The 17218-nt window shown below is 71.3% G+C and carries 15 protein-coding genes; all 15 read left to right on the top strand.

Annotated features, from left to right (window positions below; all coding sequences use genetic code 11):
• The first annotated feature begins 2 nt into the window (after nt 1–2).
• The 15 genes from cmk (at nt 3) to VGW35_25350 (ending at nt 17217) form a co-directional block, all read left to right on the top strand.
• Entirely contained in the window at nt 3–665 is a 663-nt protein-coding gene (cmk, locus tag VGW35_25280; GenBank protein HEV8310988.1) for a (d)CMP kinase, read from the top strand.
• Nucleotides 647–1339, top strand: coding sequence for a lysophospholipid acyltransferase family protein (locus VGW35_25285; protein ID HEV8310989.1), 693 nt, complete (start codon nt 647–649; stop codon nt 1337–1339). Before cmk ends, VGW35_25285 begins: the two co-directional genes overlap by 19 nt.
• 101 nt (nt 1340–1440) lie before the next feature.
• A complete protein-coding gene (locus VGW35_25290; GenBank protein ID HEV8310990.1) occupies nt 1441–3159 on the top strand; it encodes a 30S ribosomal protein S1 in 1719 nt (572 codons plus the stop codon).
• A 37-nt stretch (nt 3160–3196) separates the two neighbouring features.
• A complete protein-coding gene (sppA, locus tag VGW35_25295; GenBank protein ID HEV8310991.1) occupies nt 3197–4108 on the top strand; it encodes a signal peptide peptidase SppA in 912 nt (303 codons plus the stop codon).
• 244 nt (nt 4109–4352) lie between these two features.
• Nucleotides 4353–4628 (top strand): HU family DNA-binding protein, encoded by a 276-nt coding sequence (locus VGW35_25300; GenBank protein ID HEV8310992.1) that lies wholly within the window; start codon nt 4353–4355, stop codon nt 4626–4628.
• Nucleotides 4629–4741: 113 nt separating this feature from the next.
• Nucleotides 4742–5197, top strand: coding sequence for an HIT domain-containing protein (locus VGW35_25305; protein ID HEV8310993.1), 456 nt, complete (start codon nt 4742–4744; stop codon nt 5195–5197).
• A gap of 167 nt (nt 5198–5364) precedes the next feature.
• Entirely contained in the window at nt 5365–7977 is a 2613-nt protein-coding gene (gene mutS / locus VGW35_25310; GenBank protein ID HEV8310994.1) for a DNA mismatch repair protein MutS, read from the top strand.
• 49 nt (nt 7978–8026) lie between these two features.
• A complete protein-coding gene (gene mutL, locus VGW35_25315; GenBank protein ID HEV8310995.1) occupies nt 8027–9745 on the top strand; it encodes a DNA mismatch repair endonuclease MutL in 1719 nt (572 codons plus the stop codon).
• A 53-nt stretch (nt 9746–9798) separates the two neighbouring features.
• Entirely contained in the window at nt 9799–10719 is a 921-nt protein-coding gene (gene miaA, locus VGW35_25320) for a tRNA (adenosine(37)-N6)-dimethylallyltransferase MiaA (GenBank protein ID HEV8310996.1), read from the top strand.
• Nucleotides 10720–10737: 18 nt separating this feature from the next.
• Nucleotides 10738–12048 carry a GTPase HflX gene (gene hflX, locus VGW35_25325; GenBank protein ID HEV8310997.1) on the top strand — a complete coding sequence of 437 codons (1311 nt, stop codon included), beginning with the start codon at nt 10738–10740 and terminating at the stop codon, nt 12046–12048.
• Between the two features lie 27 nt (nt 12049–12075).
• A complete protein-coding gene (locus VGW35_25330) occupies nt 12076–13347 on the top strand; it encodes a CsgG/HfaB family protein (GenBank protein ID HEV8310998.1) in 1272 nt (423 codons plus the stop codon).
• A gap of 139 nt (nt 13348–13486) precedes the next feature.
• Entirely contained in the window at nt 13487–14050 is a 564-nt protein-coding gene (gene pgsA / locus VGW35_25335) for a CDP-diacylglycerol--glycerol-3-phosphate 3-phosphatidyltransferase (protein ID HEV8310999.1), read from the top strand.
• The gene (locus tag VGW35_25340; protein ID HEV8311000.1) at nt 14050–15381 is read left to right on the top strand and encodes a DUF512 domain-containing protein; all 1332 of its coding nucleotides are present in this window, start codon (nt 14050–14052) and stop codon (nt 15379–15381) included. Before pgsA ends, VGW35_25340 begins: the two co-directional genes overlap by 1 nt.
• Nucleotides 15382–15482: 101 nt before the next feature.
• Complete coding sequence (der, locus tag VGW35_25345; protein HEV8311001.1) at nt 15483–16823, top strand: ribosome biogenesis GTPase Der; 1341 nt, start codon at nt 15483–15485, stop codon at nt 16821–16823.
• Between the two features lie 13 nt (nt 16824–16836).
• A complete protein-coding gene (locus VGW35_25350; protein HEV8311002.1) occupies nt 16837–17217 on the top strand; it encodes a PA2779 family protein in 381 nt (126 codons plus the stop codon).
• Nucleotide 17218: the final 1 nt, after the last annotated feature.

The following is a 17218-nucleotide window of genomic DNA, read 5'->3' on the forward strand; positions in this document are numbered from 1 at the left end:
GGGTGACCCGACATCCGGTCGTCACCATCGATGGGCCGGCCGGAGCGGGCAAGAGCACGGTGGCGCGAGGACTGGCCGAGCGGTTAGGATATCGATACCTCAACAGCGGCGCCATTTACCGGGCCGTGGCCTGGCGCGTGGCGGCCGGCGCTCCTCTCGAGGAGGTCCTGACGCAGACCCGGATCGAGTTCCGCGGAACCCCGACGACCCAGCGAATCCTGGTGAACGGCCAGGACGTGACCGAGGCCCTCGGGGCGGCCGCCATCAGTGTCCTGGCTTCGACCCTCTCGCAGCGGGGCGAGGTCCGAGCGTTCGCCGACGCCCTCCAGCGGCGCATCGCCGAGGCCGGCCCGCTGGTGGTCGAGGGCCGCGACGCGGGGACCGTCGTCTTTCCCCAGGCTGACTGCAAGTTCTATCTCGACGCCTCCCTGGAGGCCCGGGCCCGACGCCGACTCGCCGAGGCGCAGTCGGGGGGCGAGCCAGGGAATCTGGGGGCTGTCCGAGACGCTCTGGCGGTACGCGACCGGGCCGATCGGACGCGAGCGCTCGCTCCGCTCAGCCGGATGCCCGATGCGACCTACATCGAGTCGAGCGACCTGACCGTGGACGAGGTGATCGAGCTCATGGCCAAGGAGGTTGAGCGGGTGTGCTCTACGATGTCCTGAAGCCAGTGGCATTCGGTGTCCTTCGCCTGCTCTTCCGATTCCGGACGCTCGGCAGCGACAACGTGCCACGCGAGGGATCCGTGCTCCTGGCGGCAAACCACGTGAGCCTCCTCGATCCCCCGGCGGTCGGCGCCGGTGCGCCGCGCCAGCTCCACTTCCTGGCCAAGGCCGAGCTGTTCCGGATTCCGCTGCTCGGCGCGCTCATCCGGCGCCTCAACGCCCATCCGGTCGAGCGGGAGGGCGCGGACGCCGGGGCGCTCCGCCGGGCGCTCTTCCTCCTGCGGGAGGGGAAGGCCCTCCTCGTGTTTCCAGAAGGGACACGCGGAATCGAGGGGACGCTGGGGCCCGGCCGGGCGGGAGCCGGGATGCTCGCCGCCCTCTCGGAGGCGCCGGTCGTCCCGGTGTACATTCGGGGGACCGGGCACGTGCTGCCGCGCGGGGGCACGCGGCCGCGGCGGGTCCCGATCACGGTGGCCTATGGCCCGCCGCTCCGGTTCGCCCGCGGCCGGGGAAAGGACCGGTATCAGGACATCAGCAACGAGATCATGGCGGCCATCGGTCGCCTGAAGGCCGAGGTCGATGGAAGAGCCACGCCGCTCCCCGTCCACTCGGCCACCACCAACCACGCGGATCGGACGGCCCGCGGGCCGCGGCCCGCCGGGCAACTTCACTAAACGGGAGGAACGCAGGAATGGAACATGTCACGCCAGAACCCGAGCCCCTCGCGACGGCCCATCAGAGCGGGGGTGTCGGAACCGGAGCTTCCCTCAAGGAGGTGGGCAGGGGACGGAGCGCTCCGGATGAGGGCACGCGAGAGAGGGGTCCGGTCGGACCGCCGCCGGGCGCCGGGCAGGACGAGCTCGAAGACCTCTACCGGCAGAGCCTCCAGGATCTCGAGGAAGGGGAGGTGGTCCGCGGCCGGATCGTCGCCGTGAACGACACCGAGGTCCTCGTCGACGTCGGCTACAAGAGCGAGGGCACCATCCCGCTCGACGAGTTCCAGCGGACGGGCATCGTGCCCGTGGTCGGCGAGGACATCGAAGTCTACCTCGAGATGAAGGAGGACTCCGAGGGTCTGATCGTCCTGTCCAAGGAGAAGGCCGACAAGATCAAGGTCTGGGACGTCATCACCCGCGCCTACGAGAAGGGGAGTCCGATCGAGGGCAAGGTCGTCGAGGTCGTCAAGGGCGGTCTCGCCGTCGATGTCGGCGTGAAGGCCTTTCTCCCCGGGTCGCAAGTGGATCTGCGTCCGGTCAAGAACCTGGCCTCCATGCTCGGCCAGCAGATCCGGGCGCGCGTCATCAAGCTGAACCGGCGGCGCGGGAACGTCGTCCTCTCCCGCCGGGTGGTTCTCGAGGAGGAACGCGAGGAGAAGCGCAAGCACACCCTCTCGGTCCTGCAAGAGGGCATGGTCCTCACCGGCGTCGTCAAGAACATCACCGAGTACGGGGCGTTCATCGACCTCGGCGGTATCGACGGCCTCCTGCATATCACGGACATGTCCTGGGGACGTATCAACCACCCCTCGGAGCTGGTCCAGGTGGGCGACAAGATCGAGGTGATGGTGCTTCACTTCGACCGGGAAACCGGGCGCGTCTCCCTCGGGTACAAGCAGAAGGGCCCGGATCCCTGGGAGACGGTGGAAGAGCGGTTCGCGCCCAGCAGCCGGCACCACGGCAAGGTGGTGAGCCTGACCAACTACGGCGCCTTCGTCGAGCTGGAAAAGGGCGTCGAGGGGCTGGTTCACGTCTCGGAGATGTCGTGGACCCGGCGCGTCCGCCATCCTTCCAAGCTGGTCAACGTGGGGGACGAGGTCGAGGTGATGGTGCTCGACGTCAACAGGGGGCAGAAGCGGATCTCGCTCGGCATGAAGCAGGTCGAGCCGGACCCCTGGGACACGATCGAGCAGCGCTACCAGCCCGGCATGCGCGTCCAGGGCAAGGTCCGCAACCTGACCGACTTCGGGGCCTTCGTGGAGCTGGAGCCGGGCATCGACGGGCTGCTGCACATCTCTGACATGACGTGGGCCCGGAACGTCGCGCATCCGTCCGAAGTCCTCAAGAAGGGCCAGGCCATCGAGACCGTCGTGCTCCATGTCGACAAGGAAGCCAAGCGGATCTCGCTGGGGCTCAAGCAGATCCAGCCCGACCCGTGGGAAAGCGCCGTCCAGAAGTTCCCGCTGGGGGCGAACGTGCGGGGCAAGGTCGTTCGCCTCGCGGAGTTCGGCGCCTTCGTGGAGCTGGAGCCCGGTATCGACGGACTCCTGCACATCTCGCAGATGTCGCACCGGCCGGTGGTCCGGCCCGAGGACGTGGTGCAGCTCGGCGACGAGCTCACGCTGAAGGTGATCCGCGTCGACCCCAACGAGCGCCGGATCGGCCTCTCGCTGAAGGAGCTGGCGGCCGACCTCGCCGTGATGGAGGAGCCGGAGCACTTCGGCCGCCGTGGCAAGCGGCGCGAGCGGGACGACCGCTACGACGATGACGACGAATGATCATCGCTGCGGGTGACGAACGGCGCGGGTGACCGCGATGCGGCGACGGCTTCTCCGGGCGCTCGGGGTCACCAGCCTCGTCTTCGTCGCGTGTCTCATCGCGATCCTGGGCCTCCTGGTCCTCGCCGAGCGCACCAACCTCTCCTTCGGCGGGAATCGCGTGGCGCTCGTCGAGGTCGAGGGAATCATCCTCGACGCCGACCGGGTTGTCCGCGAGATCGAGGAGCACCTCGAGGATTCCTCCATCCGGGCCATCGTCGTCCGGATCCAGAGCCCCGGCGGAGTGGTGGCGCCGACCCAGGAGATCTACGACGCCATCCGACGCGCCCGGGCCAAGGGTAAACCCGTCGTCGCCTCGATGGGCGCGATCGCCGCGTCCGGCGGCTACTACCTCGCGGTGGCCGCCGATCGCATCGTCGCCAACCCGGGCACGCTGACCGGCTCCATCGGGGTCCTCATGCAGCTCGCCGACCTCGAGGGGCTCCTGAAAAAGGTCGGGGTCCACCTGACGGTCGTCAAGGCCGGCCGGTACAAGGACCTCGGGAACCTGGGGCAACCCATGAGCGAGGAGGAGCGGGCCATCCTCCAGGCGTTGCTCGACGACATCTATGACCAGTTCGTCACCGCCGTCGCCGAGGGCCGGGGCCTCGACCGCACGCGGGTGCTCGGCCTCGCCGATGGCCGCGTGTACTCGGGGCGACAGGCGAAGGAACTGGGCCTCGTCGACACGCTGGGGGGGCTCGAGGACGCGGTCCGAACGGCGGGGGACCTGGCCAAGATTCCGGGCAAGCCCCGTCTGGTCCGGCCCCGCCGCCCCTTCCGCCTCGCCGACCTCCTCGACTGGGTGGCGAGCCAGACCCCGCTCGGGGGACTGACCTCAACCCGCGGTGCGCTCCCTTCGATCTCGTCCCTCGGCTCCGCGAAACTCCCGCTCTTCCTCATGGAGTAATTCCGCGGGCGGTCCCGCCGAGCCATCGTGCGCAGCTCGGCCGGTCAGGCTCCTCTCTGACGGCCGCACGGCTCCCCCATTGTCACAACCCCGCGGCTTGACAGGCGTTTTCGCTCCGTGGTAGCGTGAGGCCGCTTCGAAACGTCGAGGAGGGCGGGCGCGGGTCCCCGGCCGCCCGTCACGCCCTCGGGGCGGACACGAGATGGGTAGCCCGACCGGAGAAGGGGGAGCAAGCGTGCCCACGATGACGAAGGCCGACCTGGTGGACGAGGTCGCCAAGGTCTCGAACCTCACCAAGAAAGAGACCGAGCTCATCGTCAACACGATCTTCGACAGCATCAGCGGCGCCCTGGCGAAAGCGGAGAAGGTCGAGCTGCGGGGCTTCGGCAGCTTCCGTGTGCGCCGCCGGAATGCCCGCCGGGGGCGAAATCCCAAAACCGGCTCGAGCGTCAGCGTGCCCGAGAAGCGGGTCCCGTTCTTCAAGGTCGGAAAACGCCTGAAAGAGCTCGTCAACGGCTAGCCGCGCGAGCCGTCCGGGCACACGCTGTCTAGGTCTGCCCGCGATCGGACCGCGTCTCGGCTCCGGCCGGAGAGTCCGGTAGCGCCGTGGATGTACTCTGGGCGCCCTGGCGAATGTCGTACGTGAGCGGCGCGCACCAGCCGGAGGGGTGCCTCTTCTGCACAGCGCTCGCCGCCGGTGACGATGCCCAGCACCGGATCCTGGACCGCTCGCGGAGTGCCTTCCTCATCCTCAATACCTTTCCGTATTCGAGTGGCCACCTCATGATCGCGCCGAACCGCCACGCCGCCTCGCCGGAGGACCTCGACGACCAGGAGAGCCTGGACCTCATGCGCGTGACCCGGCGGGCGCTGGCCGCGCTGCGCGCCGTCTACCGGCCCGACGGGTTCAACCTCGGCGTGAACATGGGGCGCGCGGCCGGGGCCGGGATCGAAGGGCACTTCCACCTTCACGTCGTGCCGCGCTGGGCGGGCGACACGAACTTCATGCCGGTCGTGGGGGCGGTCAAGGTGATCCCGGAAAGCCTCGACGAGACGTACCGCCGCCTCCGGGTACACCTGTCACCGTGAGGGGATCGGGTGGTGGCGAGTCCTCCGGTCCGCCCGAGCCCCGCGGTCACGTCGTGACGCCGCCCTGGGCGGCCGACGAGCCTTCCCCGCCGGCCGCCGACGAGCGGGGGGACGCCGCGCGGGCTCCGGTGGCGGACGACACGCCCCCCTCGGTCGCCGGCGAACGGATGACCCCTCCCGCGCGCGAGGCAGCGACCGACGACACCCCGATGATGCGCCAGTACCGCGAGTGGAAGCGCCGGTACCCCGACTACCTCCTGCTCTTCCGGCTGGGCGACTTCTACGAGGCCTTCTACGAGGACGCCGCCGTCGCCGCTCGGGCCCTCGACATCGCCCTGACCTCGCGCCAGAAGGGCGAGGGGGCGATCCCCATGGCGGGCGTCCCCCACCACGCCGTGGACGGGTATATCGCGCGGCTGATCCGCGCCGGCCACAAGGTCGCCCTCTGTGATCAGGTCGAGGCGGCGCCCGCGAAGGGGCGAAAGCTCCTCCGGCGCGAGGTGATCCGCCTCATCACCCCGGGCACTGTCACCGAGGCCGGGCTCCTCGAGAGTCGGCAGAACAACTTCCTCGGCGCGCTCGCCCGAGCCGGGGATCGGCTCGGGGTGGCCCTGGTCGACCTGACCGCCGCGGACTTCTGGGTCGGCGAGGCGGCCGACCCGGCGGCCCTGGCCGAGGCCGTCCTCCTGCGCCGCCCAGCCGAGGTGCTGGTTCCGGCCTCGCTCCCCCCGACCGATCCCGTGGTCGCCCGCTTGCGCGAGGCCGGGGTGCTCCTCACCACCCGCGACGCGAGCGAGTTCGCGCCGCGAATCGCGGAAGAGCGTCTCCGGGAGCATTTCCGGGTGGCGGCGCTCGAGGGGCTCGGTCTCGGCGGGCAGGCGGCGGCCGTGCGGGCCGCCAGCGCGGTGCTCGGGTACCTTCAGGAGACCCAGCAGGCACCTCCCGCCCACCTCACGCGGCTCCAGCGCCTGACCCTCGAGGACCATCTCGTCCTCGACGAGGCGGCGGCCCGCAACCTCGAGCTCGTCGAGAGCCTCCACGACCGGACGACCCGCGGCTCGCTCCTGTGGGCCCTGGATCGGACGCTCACCCCCATGGGCGGCCGGCTCCTGCGCCAGTGGGTCCTCCGGCCGCTCCGGGAGCCCGCCGAGATCAACCGGCGCCTCGGCGCCGTCGGAGCACTCTCGGACGCGCCCGCGCTCCTCGAGACCCTCCGCGGCCACCTCGACGCGATCGGGGATCTGGCGCGCCTCGCCAGCCGCGCGTCGCTCGGAGTGGCGACGCCGCGGGATCTGGTGGCGCTGCGGGCCGCCCTCCGCCCGCTGCCGGCCCTGCGAGAGCGCGCGAGCGAATCGCCGGATCCCCACCTGCGGGAGACGGCCCAGGCCGTGGAGGATCTCGGCCCGCTGGCCAAGCAGCTCGAGGCGGCGCTCGTCGAGGACCCGCCGCTCACGGCCCACGAGGGCCGGCTGATCCGGGAGGGATACAGCCCGGCCCTGGCCGATCTGCAGGCGGAGATCCGCGCGGCGAAGGCCTGGATCGCCGGGCTCGAAGCGCGGGAGCGGGAGCGCACGGGGATCCCGACCCTGCGCGTGCGCTTCAACCGCGTCTTCGGATACGGAATCGAGATCTCGAAGTCGCATCTTCCCCTGGCGCCCCCCGAGTACGCGCGCCGCCAGACCCTGGTCGGGGCGGAGCGGTTCGTCACGCCGGAGCTGAAGGAGCAGGAGGCGAAGATCCTCGGCGCCGAAGAGCGACTGAACCGGCTCGAGTTCGAGCTCTTCGACGAGCTGCGCCGCGCGGTGGCGGGGGAGACCGACCGGCTGCTGCGGACGGCCCGCGCGGTGGCAACCCTCGACGGGCTGGCGAGCCTCGCCCACGTCGCCCGCGAGCGCGGCTACGCGCGTCCCGTCGTCGACACCTCGGCGGTCCTGGAGATCCTCGAGGGGCGGCACCCCGTCCTGGAGCTCCGGACCGACGGCGCCCCCTTCGTGCCGAACGACCTCGTGCTCGACGGCGAGGACACGAGCTGCCTGGTCCTCACGGGCCCCAACATGGCCGGCAAGTCCACCTACATGCGGCAAGCGGCGCTGATCGTGCTGCTCGCCCAGCTCGGAAGCTTCGTGCCGGCGCGCTCGGCCCGGGTCGGCGTCGTGGACCGGATCTTCACGCGCATCGGGGCTCAGGACAACCTCCTGCGCGGCCAGAGCACCTTCCTGGTCGAGATGACCGAGACCGCCGCCATCCTGCGCTACGCGACCTCGAAGAGCCTCGTCCTCCTGGACGAGATCGGCCGGGGCACCTCCACGTTCGATGGCCTCGCCATCGCCTGGGCGGTGGCCGAGTACCTCCACGAGCGCTGCCCGGGCGCCAAGGTGCTCTTCGCCACGCACTACCACGAGCTGACCCGCCTGGCCGCCGAGCTGCCCCGCGTCCGCAACGTGCACGTCGCCGTCCGCGAGTGGCGGGACGGGATCGTCTTCCTCCACAAGGTGCAGCCCGGCGGCACCGACCGGTCCTACGGGATCCAGGTGGCCCGGCTGGCCGGCCTTCCCGACGAGGTGGTGAGCCGGGCCCGGACGCTTCTCCAGGAGCTCACCCAGCGGGCACCGGCGCCGGCGCCGCCACCCGGCGCGGCCACCGGTCAGCTGGCGCTCTTCCCGCCGGTCTCACATCCGGTCCTCGAGGCCGTGGCCGCCCTCGATCCCGACGCCATGACGCCGCTTCAGGCCCTGAACGCGCTCCATGCTCTCCGCCAGAAGCTGCAGGACGGCGTGTGACATCGCCCAGCGTCGCACCCGATCACGTGGCTGATCCGAGGGTACGCTCGTGAGCGGGGTGGCCCGGCCCGTCCGGCGGCTCCCCGACGCCGTCGTCAACAAGATCGCGGCCGGCGAGGTCGTGGAGCGTCCCGCCTCGGTGGTCAAGGAGCTCGTCGAGAACAGCCTCGATGCGGACGCGTCGCGCATCACGATCGCCGTGCGGGGCGCCGGCCGTCAGCTCATCTCGGTCGTCGACGACGGCCACGGCATGGGACCCGATGACTCGCGCCTGGCCCTGGAGCGCCACGCCACCTCCAAGCTCGCCGCGGAAGCCGACCTGGCGACGATCGCCACGCTCGGCTTCCGGGGAGAAGCGCTCCCCGCCATCTTCGCCGTCTCGCGGCTCACTCTCGCCTCGCGGCTGCGGGGCGCGCCGGGCGGCTACCTCATCCTCGGGGAGGGTGGCATCGTGCTCGAGGCCGGCGCCGCGGAGGTGCCGGAGGGAACCTCGATCGAGGTCCGCGACCTCTTCTTCAACACGCCGGCCCGCGCGAAGTTCCTGAAGAGCCCACCCACCGAGCAGGCCGCGATCACCCGCGTCGTGACGCAGCTCGCGCTCGCCCACCCTGGCGTCCACCTGCGGCTCACGGCCAACGGGCGCCTGGCCCTGAACGCGCCCCGGGGGGCCACGCCGCGGGAACGCCTCGGCGGGCTCTACGGGTTCGGGCTGGCCGGGAGGCTCCTCGAGGTCACGGGAGAGGCGGGCGGCGCGCGCCTCACGGGGCTGGTCGCGCCGCCTTCACTCTCCCGGACCCACCGGGACGACATCCACCTCATCATCAACGGGCGCGCGGTACGGGACACGCTCCTCAGCCAGGCGCTCATCGAGGCGTATCGCCCCCTGCTCCCGCGCGATCAGTTCCCGCTCGCCGTCCTCCTCCTCGCCATGGATCCCGCCGAGGTCGACGTCAACGTTCACCCGACCAAGGCCTGGGTGCGCTTCCGTCACCCCCGGGTCCTGCACGACCTGGTCTACGAGGCGACCTCTCGGGCCCTGCGCCAGCTCGAGGTCGTCCCGGCCCAGCGGCTCACCGTCCCGTTCGGCGACGCGATCCCATTGGCGACCGGCGCCCTGTCGGAATCGACAGGCGCCGGCGAGAATCAGGCCTCGCTCTTCCGCGATGGTGACGCGGCCTACGACGCGGCGCCGCTCTTCGGCCAACCCATCGGGCAGATCGAGGACACGTTCATCGTCGCCTACACGCCCGAGGAGGTCTTCTTCGTCGACCAGCATGTCGCGCACGAGCGCGTCCTCTTCGAGCGCCTCAGGAGCGACCTCGAGGCCGGGCCTCTGACCGGCCAGGCGCTTCTCTTTCCCGAACCCCTCGAGCTGTCCCCGGCCCGCCGGCGGGCCGTCGAGCGCGCCCTCCCGGACCTCAGCCGGCTCGGCTTCGCGATCGAGGGCTTCGGCGGTGGCACCCTGCTGCTGCGCGGGGTACCCTCGCTCCTGCGCAGCGACGAGCCGCAGCGGCTGGTGGACGACCTCGCCCGCGAGATCGAGGACGAGGGGAGCCGGCCGAGCTCCCCGGTCCTGGACCGGCTCCTCGCCTTCGTGGCGTGCCGCGCTGCCATCAAGGCCCACGAGCCGCTGCCGCGAGAGGAGATGGCGCGGCTTCTCGCCGACCTGGCCGCCACCGCGACCCCCTTCTACTGCCCGCACGGCCGCCCGGTGGTCTCGCGCATCCCACTGGGCGACATCAAGCGCGAGCTCCGCCGGACCTGGTAGCGCGGCCCAGCGACCCGGAGGCGGCGCCGGAGGATCCGATCCCGGTCGTCGCCATCGTCGGCCCGACCGGGGTGGGGAAGACCGCGCTCGGGGTCGCCCTCGCGCGCGAGTGGCCCATCGAGGCGGTCAGCGTCGACTCGCGCCAGGTGTACCGGCGCATGGACATCGCCACCGGCAAGCCGACCGCGGCGCAGCGCCGCACGCTCCGGCATCACCTGCTGGACATCGTGGAGCCGGATGAGCCCTACGACGCCGCGCGCTTCGCCCGGGACGCGGCGCGGGCCATCGCCGACATCCGCGCTCGGGGCCGCTGGCCGTTCCTGATCGGGGGTACCGGACTCTACCTGCGGGCGCTTCTGCGGGGCCTGTCGCCCCTGCCGGCGGCGGACCTGGCCCTCCGCCGCCGGCTCCGGGCCGAAGCGACCGCCGGAGGCCCCACCGCGCTCCACCAACGGCTCGCCGAGTTGGACCCGGCAGCGGCGGCCCAGCTTCACCCGCGTGACCTCGTCCGCGTCACGCGCGCGCTGGAGATCGTGCTGCTGACCGGCGAGGCGGTCAGCGCCGCCCGAGCCCGGGCCCGGCACGAGCCTCCGCCCCCGTACCGGGCCCTCACGGTCGGCCTCACGATGGCCCGCGGGGCGCTCTTCGCCCGGCTGGACGCGCGGGTCGACCGGATGATCGCCGAAGGGCTCCTGCCCGAGGTGGAGGCCCTCCTCGCCGCCGGTTTCGCCCTCGATCTCCCCGCGATGCAGGGGATCGGCTACCGGCACCTGGCCCCGGTCGTGACACGGGGCGGGTCGCTGGTTGATGCCGTGCGCGTCATGAAGCGAGACACCCGGCGCTACGCCAAGCGCCAGTGGACCTGGTTCCTCCGCGAGGCGGCCGTCCAGTGGGTTTCCGTCGATCCCGGCCAGCCCGGAATGGTGATCGCCCAGGTCAAGAAATTGGTTGAACGGGCGCGTATCTTCGGCTAACCTCGGTGGGACGTGGCGATGGTGACCCACCGTGCTGCCGATCGGGCCATCCTGGTCGGCCTCCGACTCCCGAGACAGAAGCGTTGGGAGGTAGAGGAGTCCATGGAGGAGCTGGCCCGGCTCGCCGAGTCGGCGGGCGCCCAGGTGCTGGCGACGATCCTCCAGGAGCGGGAAGCACCGACGCCGCCTTTCCATTTCGGGCGCGGGAAGGTCGAGGAGGTGCGGGACCTCGCCGCCGCCTCCGGTGCGACCCTGCTGATCTCGGACGATCCCCTGACGCCGGTCCAGGAGCGCAACCTCCAGCGCGCCGTGGGAATCCGGGTCATCGACCGTACCGCGCTGATCCTCGACATCTTCGCCCAGCGCGCGCGGACGAGCGAGGGAAAGCTCCAGGTGGAGCTGGCCCAGCTCACCTACTTGCTGCCGCGGCTGGTCGGCCAGTGGGCCCATCTCGAGCGGCTCGGCGGCGGCATCGGCACCCGAGGTCCCGGCGAGACCCAGCTCGAGTCGGACCGCCGCGTCATCCGTCGGCGCATCGGCCAGATCCACCAGGCTCTCCGGGACGTGCAGCGGCACCGCCGCCTGCTCCGCCAGCATCGGCGGGACGTCGGCTTGCCGGTGGTGGCCCTGGTCGGGTACACCAACGCCGGGAAGACGACACTCCTCAACCGGCTGGCGGGAGCGACCGCGCGGACCGCGGACCAGCTCTTCGTCACGCTGGACCCGGCCGCGCGTCTGGTGACGGCCCCGGGGCGACCGCCGTTCATCCTGACCGACACGGTGGGTTTCATCCGCAAGCTCCCGACGCAGCTCGTGGCGGCCTTCAAGGCGACCCTGGAGGAGCTCGGCGAGGCCGACCTCCTGCTCCACGTCGTGGACGTGAGCCACCCGCGGGCGCCCGAGCAGATGACCGCCGTCCACCAGACCCTGGTGGACCTCGGCCTGGAGACGCGGTCCTGCTTGACCGCGCTCAACAAGATCGATCGGCTGACGGAGCCGGACGGCTTTCTCCGGCAGCTCGTGAGCGACGGCGGCACGCCGATCTCGGCCGCCACCGGCGAGGGAATCGGTGCGCTGTTTGGGCGGATCGATGGTATGCTGCGCTCGACCCGGTTTACCTGCCAGATCCGCGTGCCCTACGACCGGGCCGGCATCCTGCCGACGCTCTACGCACGGGGGCGCGTGCTCGCGCGGGAGGATCGCCCGGACGCCATCTGGCTGGACGTCGACGTGCCACGGTCCCTGACGGGACTGGTGTCGCCGTATCGCGTGGAATCGGTCGGGGTGGCCCAAGTGCCGGCGGAGCCGCGGGCTGCTGCCGGACGCTGATTCGAAATCGTTAGAAGGAGGAAGTCCATGGGAGGGTGGCAGGCAGTCGTCACGATGATCGTCGCGGGAGCGGTGGCCTTGGTGCCGCTCGGGAGCGCGCAGGCTCAGCTCTTCGGGCCCAAGGCGACGGTCACGAACCCCGAGGGCAAGTCCATCGAGGAGGCGCAGCAGGAGGCTTACGACGGGCCCAAGGCGCGGATCGCGGTCGCGCGCTTCGAGAACAAGGCGCGCGGGAACTGGTGGAACCACGAGATCGGCGACGGGATGGCCGACATGCTGGCGACCGCGCTCTTCCACAGTAACCGGTACATCGTCCTCGAGCGGCAATCGTTGGGAGAGGTGCTCAAGGAGCAGGATCTCGCCACGGGCGGGCGCATCAAGAAAGGGACGGAAGCACCGACCGGCGAGATCGAGGGCGCCGAGTTGCTGGTATCCGCCGCCGTCACCGAGTTCGAAGGGGCCGAATCGGGCGTGGGCGGCGGGCTGGGGGGCTTCGGCGCCGTGGGCCGGGTCATCGGCGGGATCGCCGGGGGCCTCAAGAACGCGCACATGGCCATCGACCTGCGCCTGATTGACACCAAGACATCGCGGATCGTCGCGGCCACCAGCGTGGAAGGAAAGGCGACGGACTTCAGTCTGGGCGGAGCCCTCGGCGGGGCCACCGGCGGCGGGGCGCTCGGCGGGGCCCTGGGCGGGTGGTCGAAGACGCCCAAGGAGAAGGCCCTCCGCCTCTGCATCCAGGAGGCCGTGAAGTTCGTCGTGTCGAAGACGCCGGCGACGTATTACCGCCACAAGCCGGCCGGGGCCGGGGTGACGACGGCTTCGGCGCCGCCGGGCACCGCGAGCCTGACGCCGGCGGGCGGCAGCGGCGCGGTGACCCTCGCGCCGGTCGCGGGCAAGGCCGTGGCCGCGGTCCCGGCGCCAGACGCCCAGGGAAGCCCCCAGGCGCTCGGCGTCCTGAAGAGCATCCGGGCCGATCTCGACAAGCAGGTGATCGCGGACCTCAACGAGATCAAGGTCCGAGGAGCGGTCGTCTCGGTGGTCCTCTCGCTCCGCTTCGTCGGAAAGACCAAGGAGTCGGAATTCCTCACCTTCAAGCCCGACAAGAGCAACATCCTGAACTACGACACGGGGGAGACGGCCACGCTGATCAACGCCGACGGGTTCACCCAGGGCCGCCTCCAGCCGGGCGACGTCAAGACCCTGCGCGCCACCTTCCGGGTGCCGAAGGGCGCCAAGAAGGTGGGCATCACGGTGTCGGGAATCGGGACCTTTGACGACGTGGAGGTCGCCCAATAGAGCCCGGATCGCTCCGCGAGGAGTCGGAGACGATCAGGGAGGCGTGTACCTCGCCGTAGCCGTTTCCCGCGTCAGTCCGGCGCCTCCGAGACCGAAGGCTCTGGGAAACCCCCAGGGCCTTCGGCAGTTTCTCGGGGACATGCTCGATCGCGCGCCCATGGGCCTGGCCAACTGGCTGACGATCGTCCGCATCCTGCTGATCCCGGTCTTCGTGACCCTCCTGGTCTACAACCGGGTCATCCTGGCTTTGTGCGCTTTCGTCCTGGCCGGCGTGACGGACATGCTGGATGGATACATCGCGCGGACCCGCGACAGCCAGACCCGCCTGGGTGCATTCCTCGATCCGCTGGCGGACAAGCTCCTCCTCACGGCGGCGTTCGTCACGCTGACTTACAAGTTTCCGCGGCTCCTGCCCTTCTGGGTGACGGCGGTGGTCCTCAGTCGCGACCTCGTCCTCATTCTGGTGGCCGCGCTCATCATGCTGACGCGCGGCCAGGTCAACCCGGCGCCGACGCTTCTCGGGAAGACGAGCACCGTGTTCCAGATGATCACCGTGGGCGTCGCCCTGCTGGCGGTCACCGTGGCGGACGCCGGGTGGCTCCTGCGCCACCTCCTCATTCCCATCACGGTGGCGCTGACGCTCGCGTCCGGGGTTCAGTACCTCGTCCTCGCCCCCCGGTATGTCGAGTGGGAGCCGCGCTGATGCCGAAGTGCATTCCCGAGATCGGTGTGCGGGTCCTGAGCGTGAAACCCGGCGGCCTGGCGGCCGAAGCCGGGCTCCGTCCCGGCGACCGTCTCGTCCGCGTCAACGGCCATGCCCTTCGGGACCTGATCGACTTCCACGCCTACGCCGGCGAGGCCGAGCTCCGGATCGAGCTCGCGCGCGGTGCGGAGGGTGGCGTCGCCACGCTGACCCGGGCCTGGGGACGCGACCTGGGGCTCGTCTGCGAGCCGCCGACACCGTCCGAGATCGCGACCTGCGCGAACAAGTGCGTGTTCTGCTTCATCCATCAGCTCCCGAAGGGGCTCCGGAAGAGCCTCTACGTCAAGGACGACGACTACCGGCTCTCATTCCTGCACGGCAACTACATCACCCTGACGGACCTGCCGGAGACCGAGATCCAGCGGATCATCGACCAGCATCTCTCGCCCCTCTACATCTCGGTGCACGCCACCGATCCTGCCGTGCGACACTTCCTGCTCGGCTCGCCCAAGACCATGCGCGGCGATCTCATGGAGCGCATGGGCCGCCTGGCCGACGCCGGGATCCGCCTGCACACCCAGATCGTCCTCTGCCCCGGGCTCAACGACGGGCCGCATCTCGAGCGCAGCGTGCGCGAGCTGGCCGCCCTGCACCCGGGGGTGACCACGATCGCGGTGGTGCCTGTCGGCCTGACGCGCCATCGCGAGGGGCTGTACCCCCTCCGTCCGGTGACCGCCGAGGAGGCCGGCCGACTCCTCCAGGCCATCCACGGCTGGCAGGCCGACCACCTCCGTGGCCGCGGGTCGCGTCTGGTGTTCGCGGCCGATGAGCTCTACCTCCTGGCCGGCGAACCCATCCCGCCGGCGGCCGCCTATGAAGGGTTTCCAGTGGCCGAGGATGGTATCGGCCTGCTGCGACGCTTCGAGGACGGCTTCCGGCGGGGCCTCCGGCGGCGGCCAGGGCGCAGACCGAGCCGCCGGGCGATCACCGTCGCCACCGGCGAGCTGTTCGCCCCCGAGCTGCGCCGGCTGCTGGCGGCCCTGGACCCGCCCGGGCGAGGATTCACCCGTGTGGAGGTCGTGGCGGTCCGGAACGACTTCTTCGGGCCGGCCATCTCGGTGGCGGGACTCCTCGCCGGCGAAGACATCGCGCGAGCGCTGGCCGGGCGCGACCTCGGGGACGTCGTCCTGGTGCCCGGCGTGGCCCTCCAGGAAACGCGCGGAGTCTTCCTCGACGACGTCTCGCCGGGCGACCTGGCCGGACACCTCGGCGTCCCGGTGGAAGCGCCGGACGCCAGCGCGGGCGGCCTCCTCGGGGCCCTCCTGGGCTGAGAGGTCAGGACCGATGGCCTTCCCGCACCGGTGCCCGATGAATGTGGTGGGGAGGTCTGGGGGCGGAGCGCCGCCGCTCCCCCCCGGGCTCAACTGACGCCGTGCGGCTGCCCACCATCGCCGTCGTCGGCCGCCCCAACGTGGGCAAGTCGACCCTGTTCAACCGCCTGGTCGGCAACCGCAAGGCGATCGTCCGGGATACTCCCGGCGTCACGCGCGACCGCATTCGCGGAACGTGCCGGTTCGGCGCCTGGCGAGCGGCGGTCATCGACACCGGCGGGCTCGACCCGACGGCCGGCGAGAGCCTCACCGCTCAGGTCCGCCAGCAGGTCCTGGCCGCCATCGCCGAGGCGGACCTGCTCCTCTTCGTCGTCGATGCCCGCGAGGGCATCACCGCGCTCGACGACGAGGTGGCGCGCCTGCTGCGCCGGGTGCCCAAGCCGGTCCTCCTCGTCGCCAACAAGGTGGACACGGCGGCGCGGGAGCAGGAGCTGGCCGACGTCCATCGGCTCGGCATGGGCTCGGTCTTCGCCGTGTCGGCCGAGCATGGCCGGGGCGTCTCGGAGCTGCTGGAGGCCATCAGCGCCCTGCTCCCCGGTCCCCGCGAGACCGCAGAGGAGGATGAGACGCCGGCCGTCCGGGTCGCGGTCGTCGGCCGCCCCAACGTCGGAAAATCCTCTCTCGTCAACGCCATCGCGGGCGAGGAGCGCGTCGTCGTGCACGCGCAGCCGGGGACCACCCGGGACGCGGTGGATACCCAGGTCACGGTGAACGGGCGCTCGTACGTGCTCGTCGACACGGCGGGACTCCGCCGCAAGGGGCGCACCGTCGAGGCGCTCGACAAGCTCGCCGCGGTCATGGCGCGCCGCAGCCTCGAGCGATCGGACCTGGCCCTGGTGACGCTCGACGCCGGCGAGGGCGTGACCACCCAGGACGCCCGGATCGCGGGCTACGCCGAGACGGCCGGACGGGCCGTGGTCCTGGTCGTCAACAAGTGGGACCTGGTGGAGAGTGCCGATCGGGCGCCCGATCTCGTGCGCGCCCTCCGCGAGCGCCTGCCGTTCCTCAGCCACGCGCCGGTCGTCTTCACTTCGGCCCAGCTCGGCACGGGCCTCGATCAGCTCTTCCAGACGATCGACCACGTCGCCGCCGAGTACGCCAAAGAGATCCCGACGGCCGAGCTCAATCGCGTCCTTACCGCGGCCTTCGCCCGGCGGCCTCCGGGCGGCGTCCGCGGCAAGACGTTGCGACTCTTCTACGCCACCCAGATCGGGACGCGCCCGCCGACCTTCCTCCTCTTCGTGAACGATCCCGGCGCGCTCCACTTCTCGTACGAGCGCTACCTCGTGAACGCGCTCCGCGACGCGTTCGGCTTCGCCGGCTGCGCGCTCCGGCTCCGCTTGCGGCGCCGTCGTCCCAGCCGTGCGCGTGTCCTGTCGTGAAGGAGGTGGTCGGATGATCGCTCGTCGCAGGCTCTTGCACGCTCCGCTCGTCGGCGCCGTCCTCGTGTGGGCGGTTGCTCTCGGCCTCTGCCCCCACATCGCGGAGGGGGCCGCCCTCCCACCCCGGCCGGCGGGCTCCCAGGCGGCGGATCCGACCGGGCTCGAGACCCGGCTGGTGACCGCCCGTCTGGTCGAGCTCGGCCTGAGTCCCGCCGACGCGTCGGCGCACCTGGCCGCCCTCTCCGACGAGGATCGCCGGCTCCTGGCCGAGCGGCTCGACGAGATCGGGGCGGGCGGCAGCGCCGCCGGCGTCCTGGCGGTGGCCATCATCGTGGGGTTGCTCGTCATCCTCGTCCTGGAGCTGATGGGTCGCCGCGTCATCTCGCGCCCCTGAG

Source organism: Candidatus Methylomirabilota bacterium (assembly GCA_036005065.1).
In the GTDB taxonomy this organism is placed as follows: Bacteria; Methylomirabilota; Methylomirabilia; order Rokubacteriales; family DASRDR01; genus DASYQW01.

Bases quoted from the DNA above. Each gene is read 5' to 3' on its own strand.
- VGW35_25305 (HEV8310993.1), top strand. From the start codon at position 4,742: ATGTCGTACGTGAGCGGCGCGCACCAGCCGGAGGGGTGCCTCTTCTGC.
- sppA (HEV8310991.1), top strand. From the start codon at position 3,197: ATGCGGCGACGGCTTCTCCGGGCGCTCGGGGTCACCAGCCTCGTCTTC.
- VGW35_25350 (HEV8311002.1), top strand. From the start codon at position 16,837: ATGATCGCTCGTCGCAGGCTCTTGCACGCTCCGCTCGTCGGCGCCGTC.
- VGW35_25300 (HEV8310992.1), top strand. From the start codon at position 4,353: ATGACGAAGGCCGACCTGGTGGACGAGGTCGCCAAGGTCTCGAACCTC.
- VGW35_25340 (HEV8311000.1), top strand. From the start codon at position 14,050: ATGCCGAAGTGCATTCCCGAGATCGGTGTGCGGGTCCTGAGCGTGAAA.
- hflX (HEV8310997.1), top strand. From the start codon at position 10,738: ATGGTGACCCACCGTGCTGCCGATCGGGCCATCCTGGTCGGCCTCCGA.
- pgsA (HEV8310999.1), top strand. From the start codon at position 13,487: ATGCTCGATCGCGCGCCCATGGGCCTGGCCAACTGGCTGACGATCGTC.
- VGW35_25330 (HEV8310998.1), top strand. From the start codon at position 12,076: ATGGGAGGGTGGCAGGCAGTCGTCACGATGATCGTCGCGGGAGCGGTG.
- mutS (HEV8310994.1), top strand. From the start codon at position 5,365: ATGACCCCTCCCGCGCGCGAGGCAGCGACCGACGACACCCCGATGATG.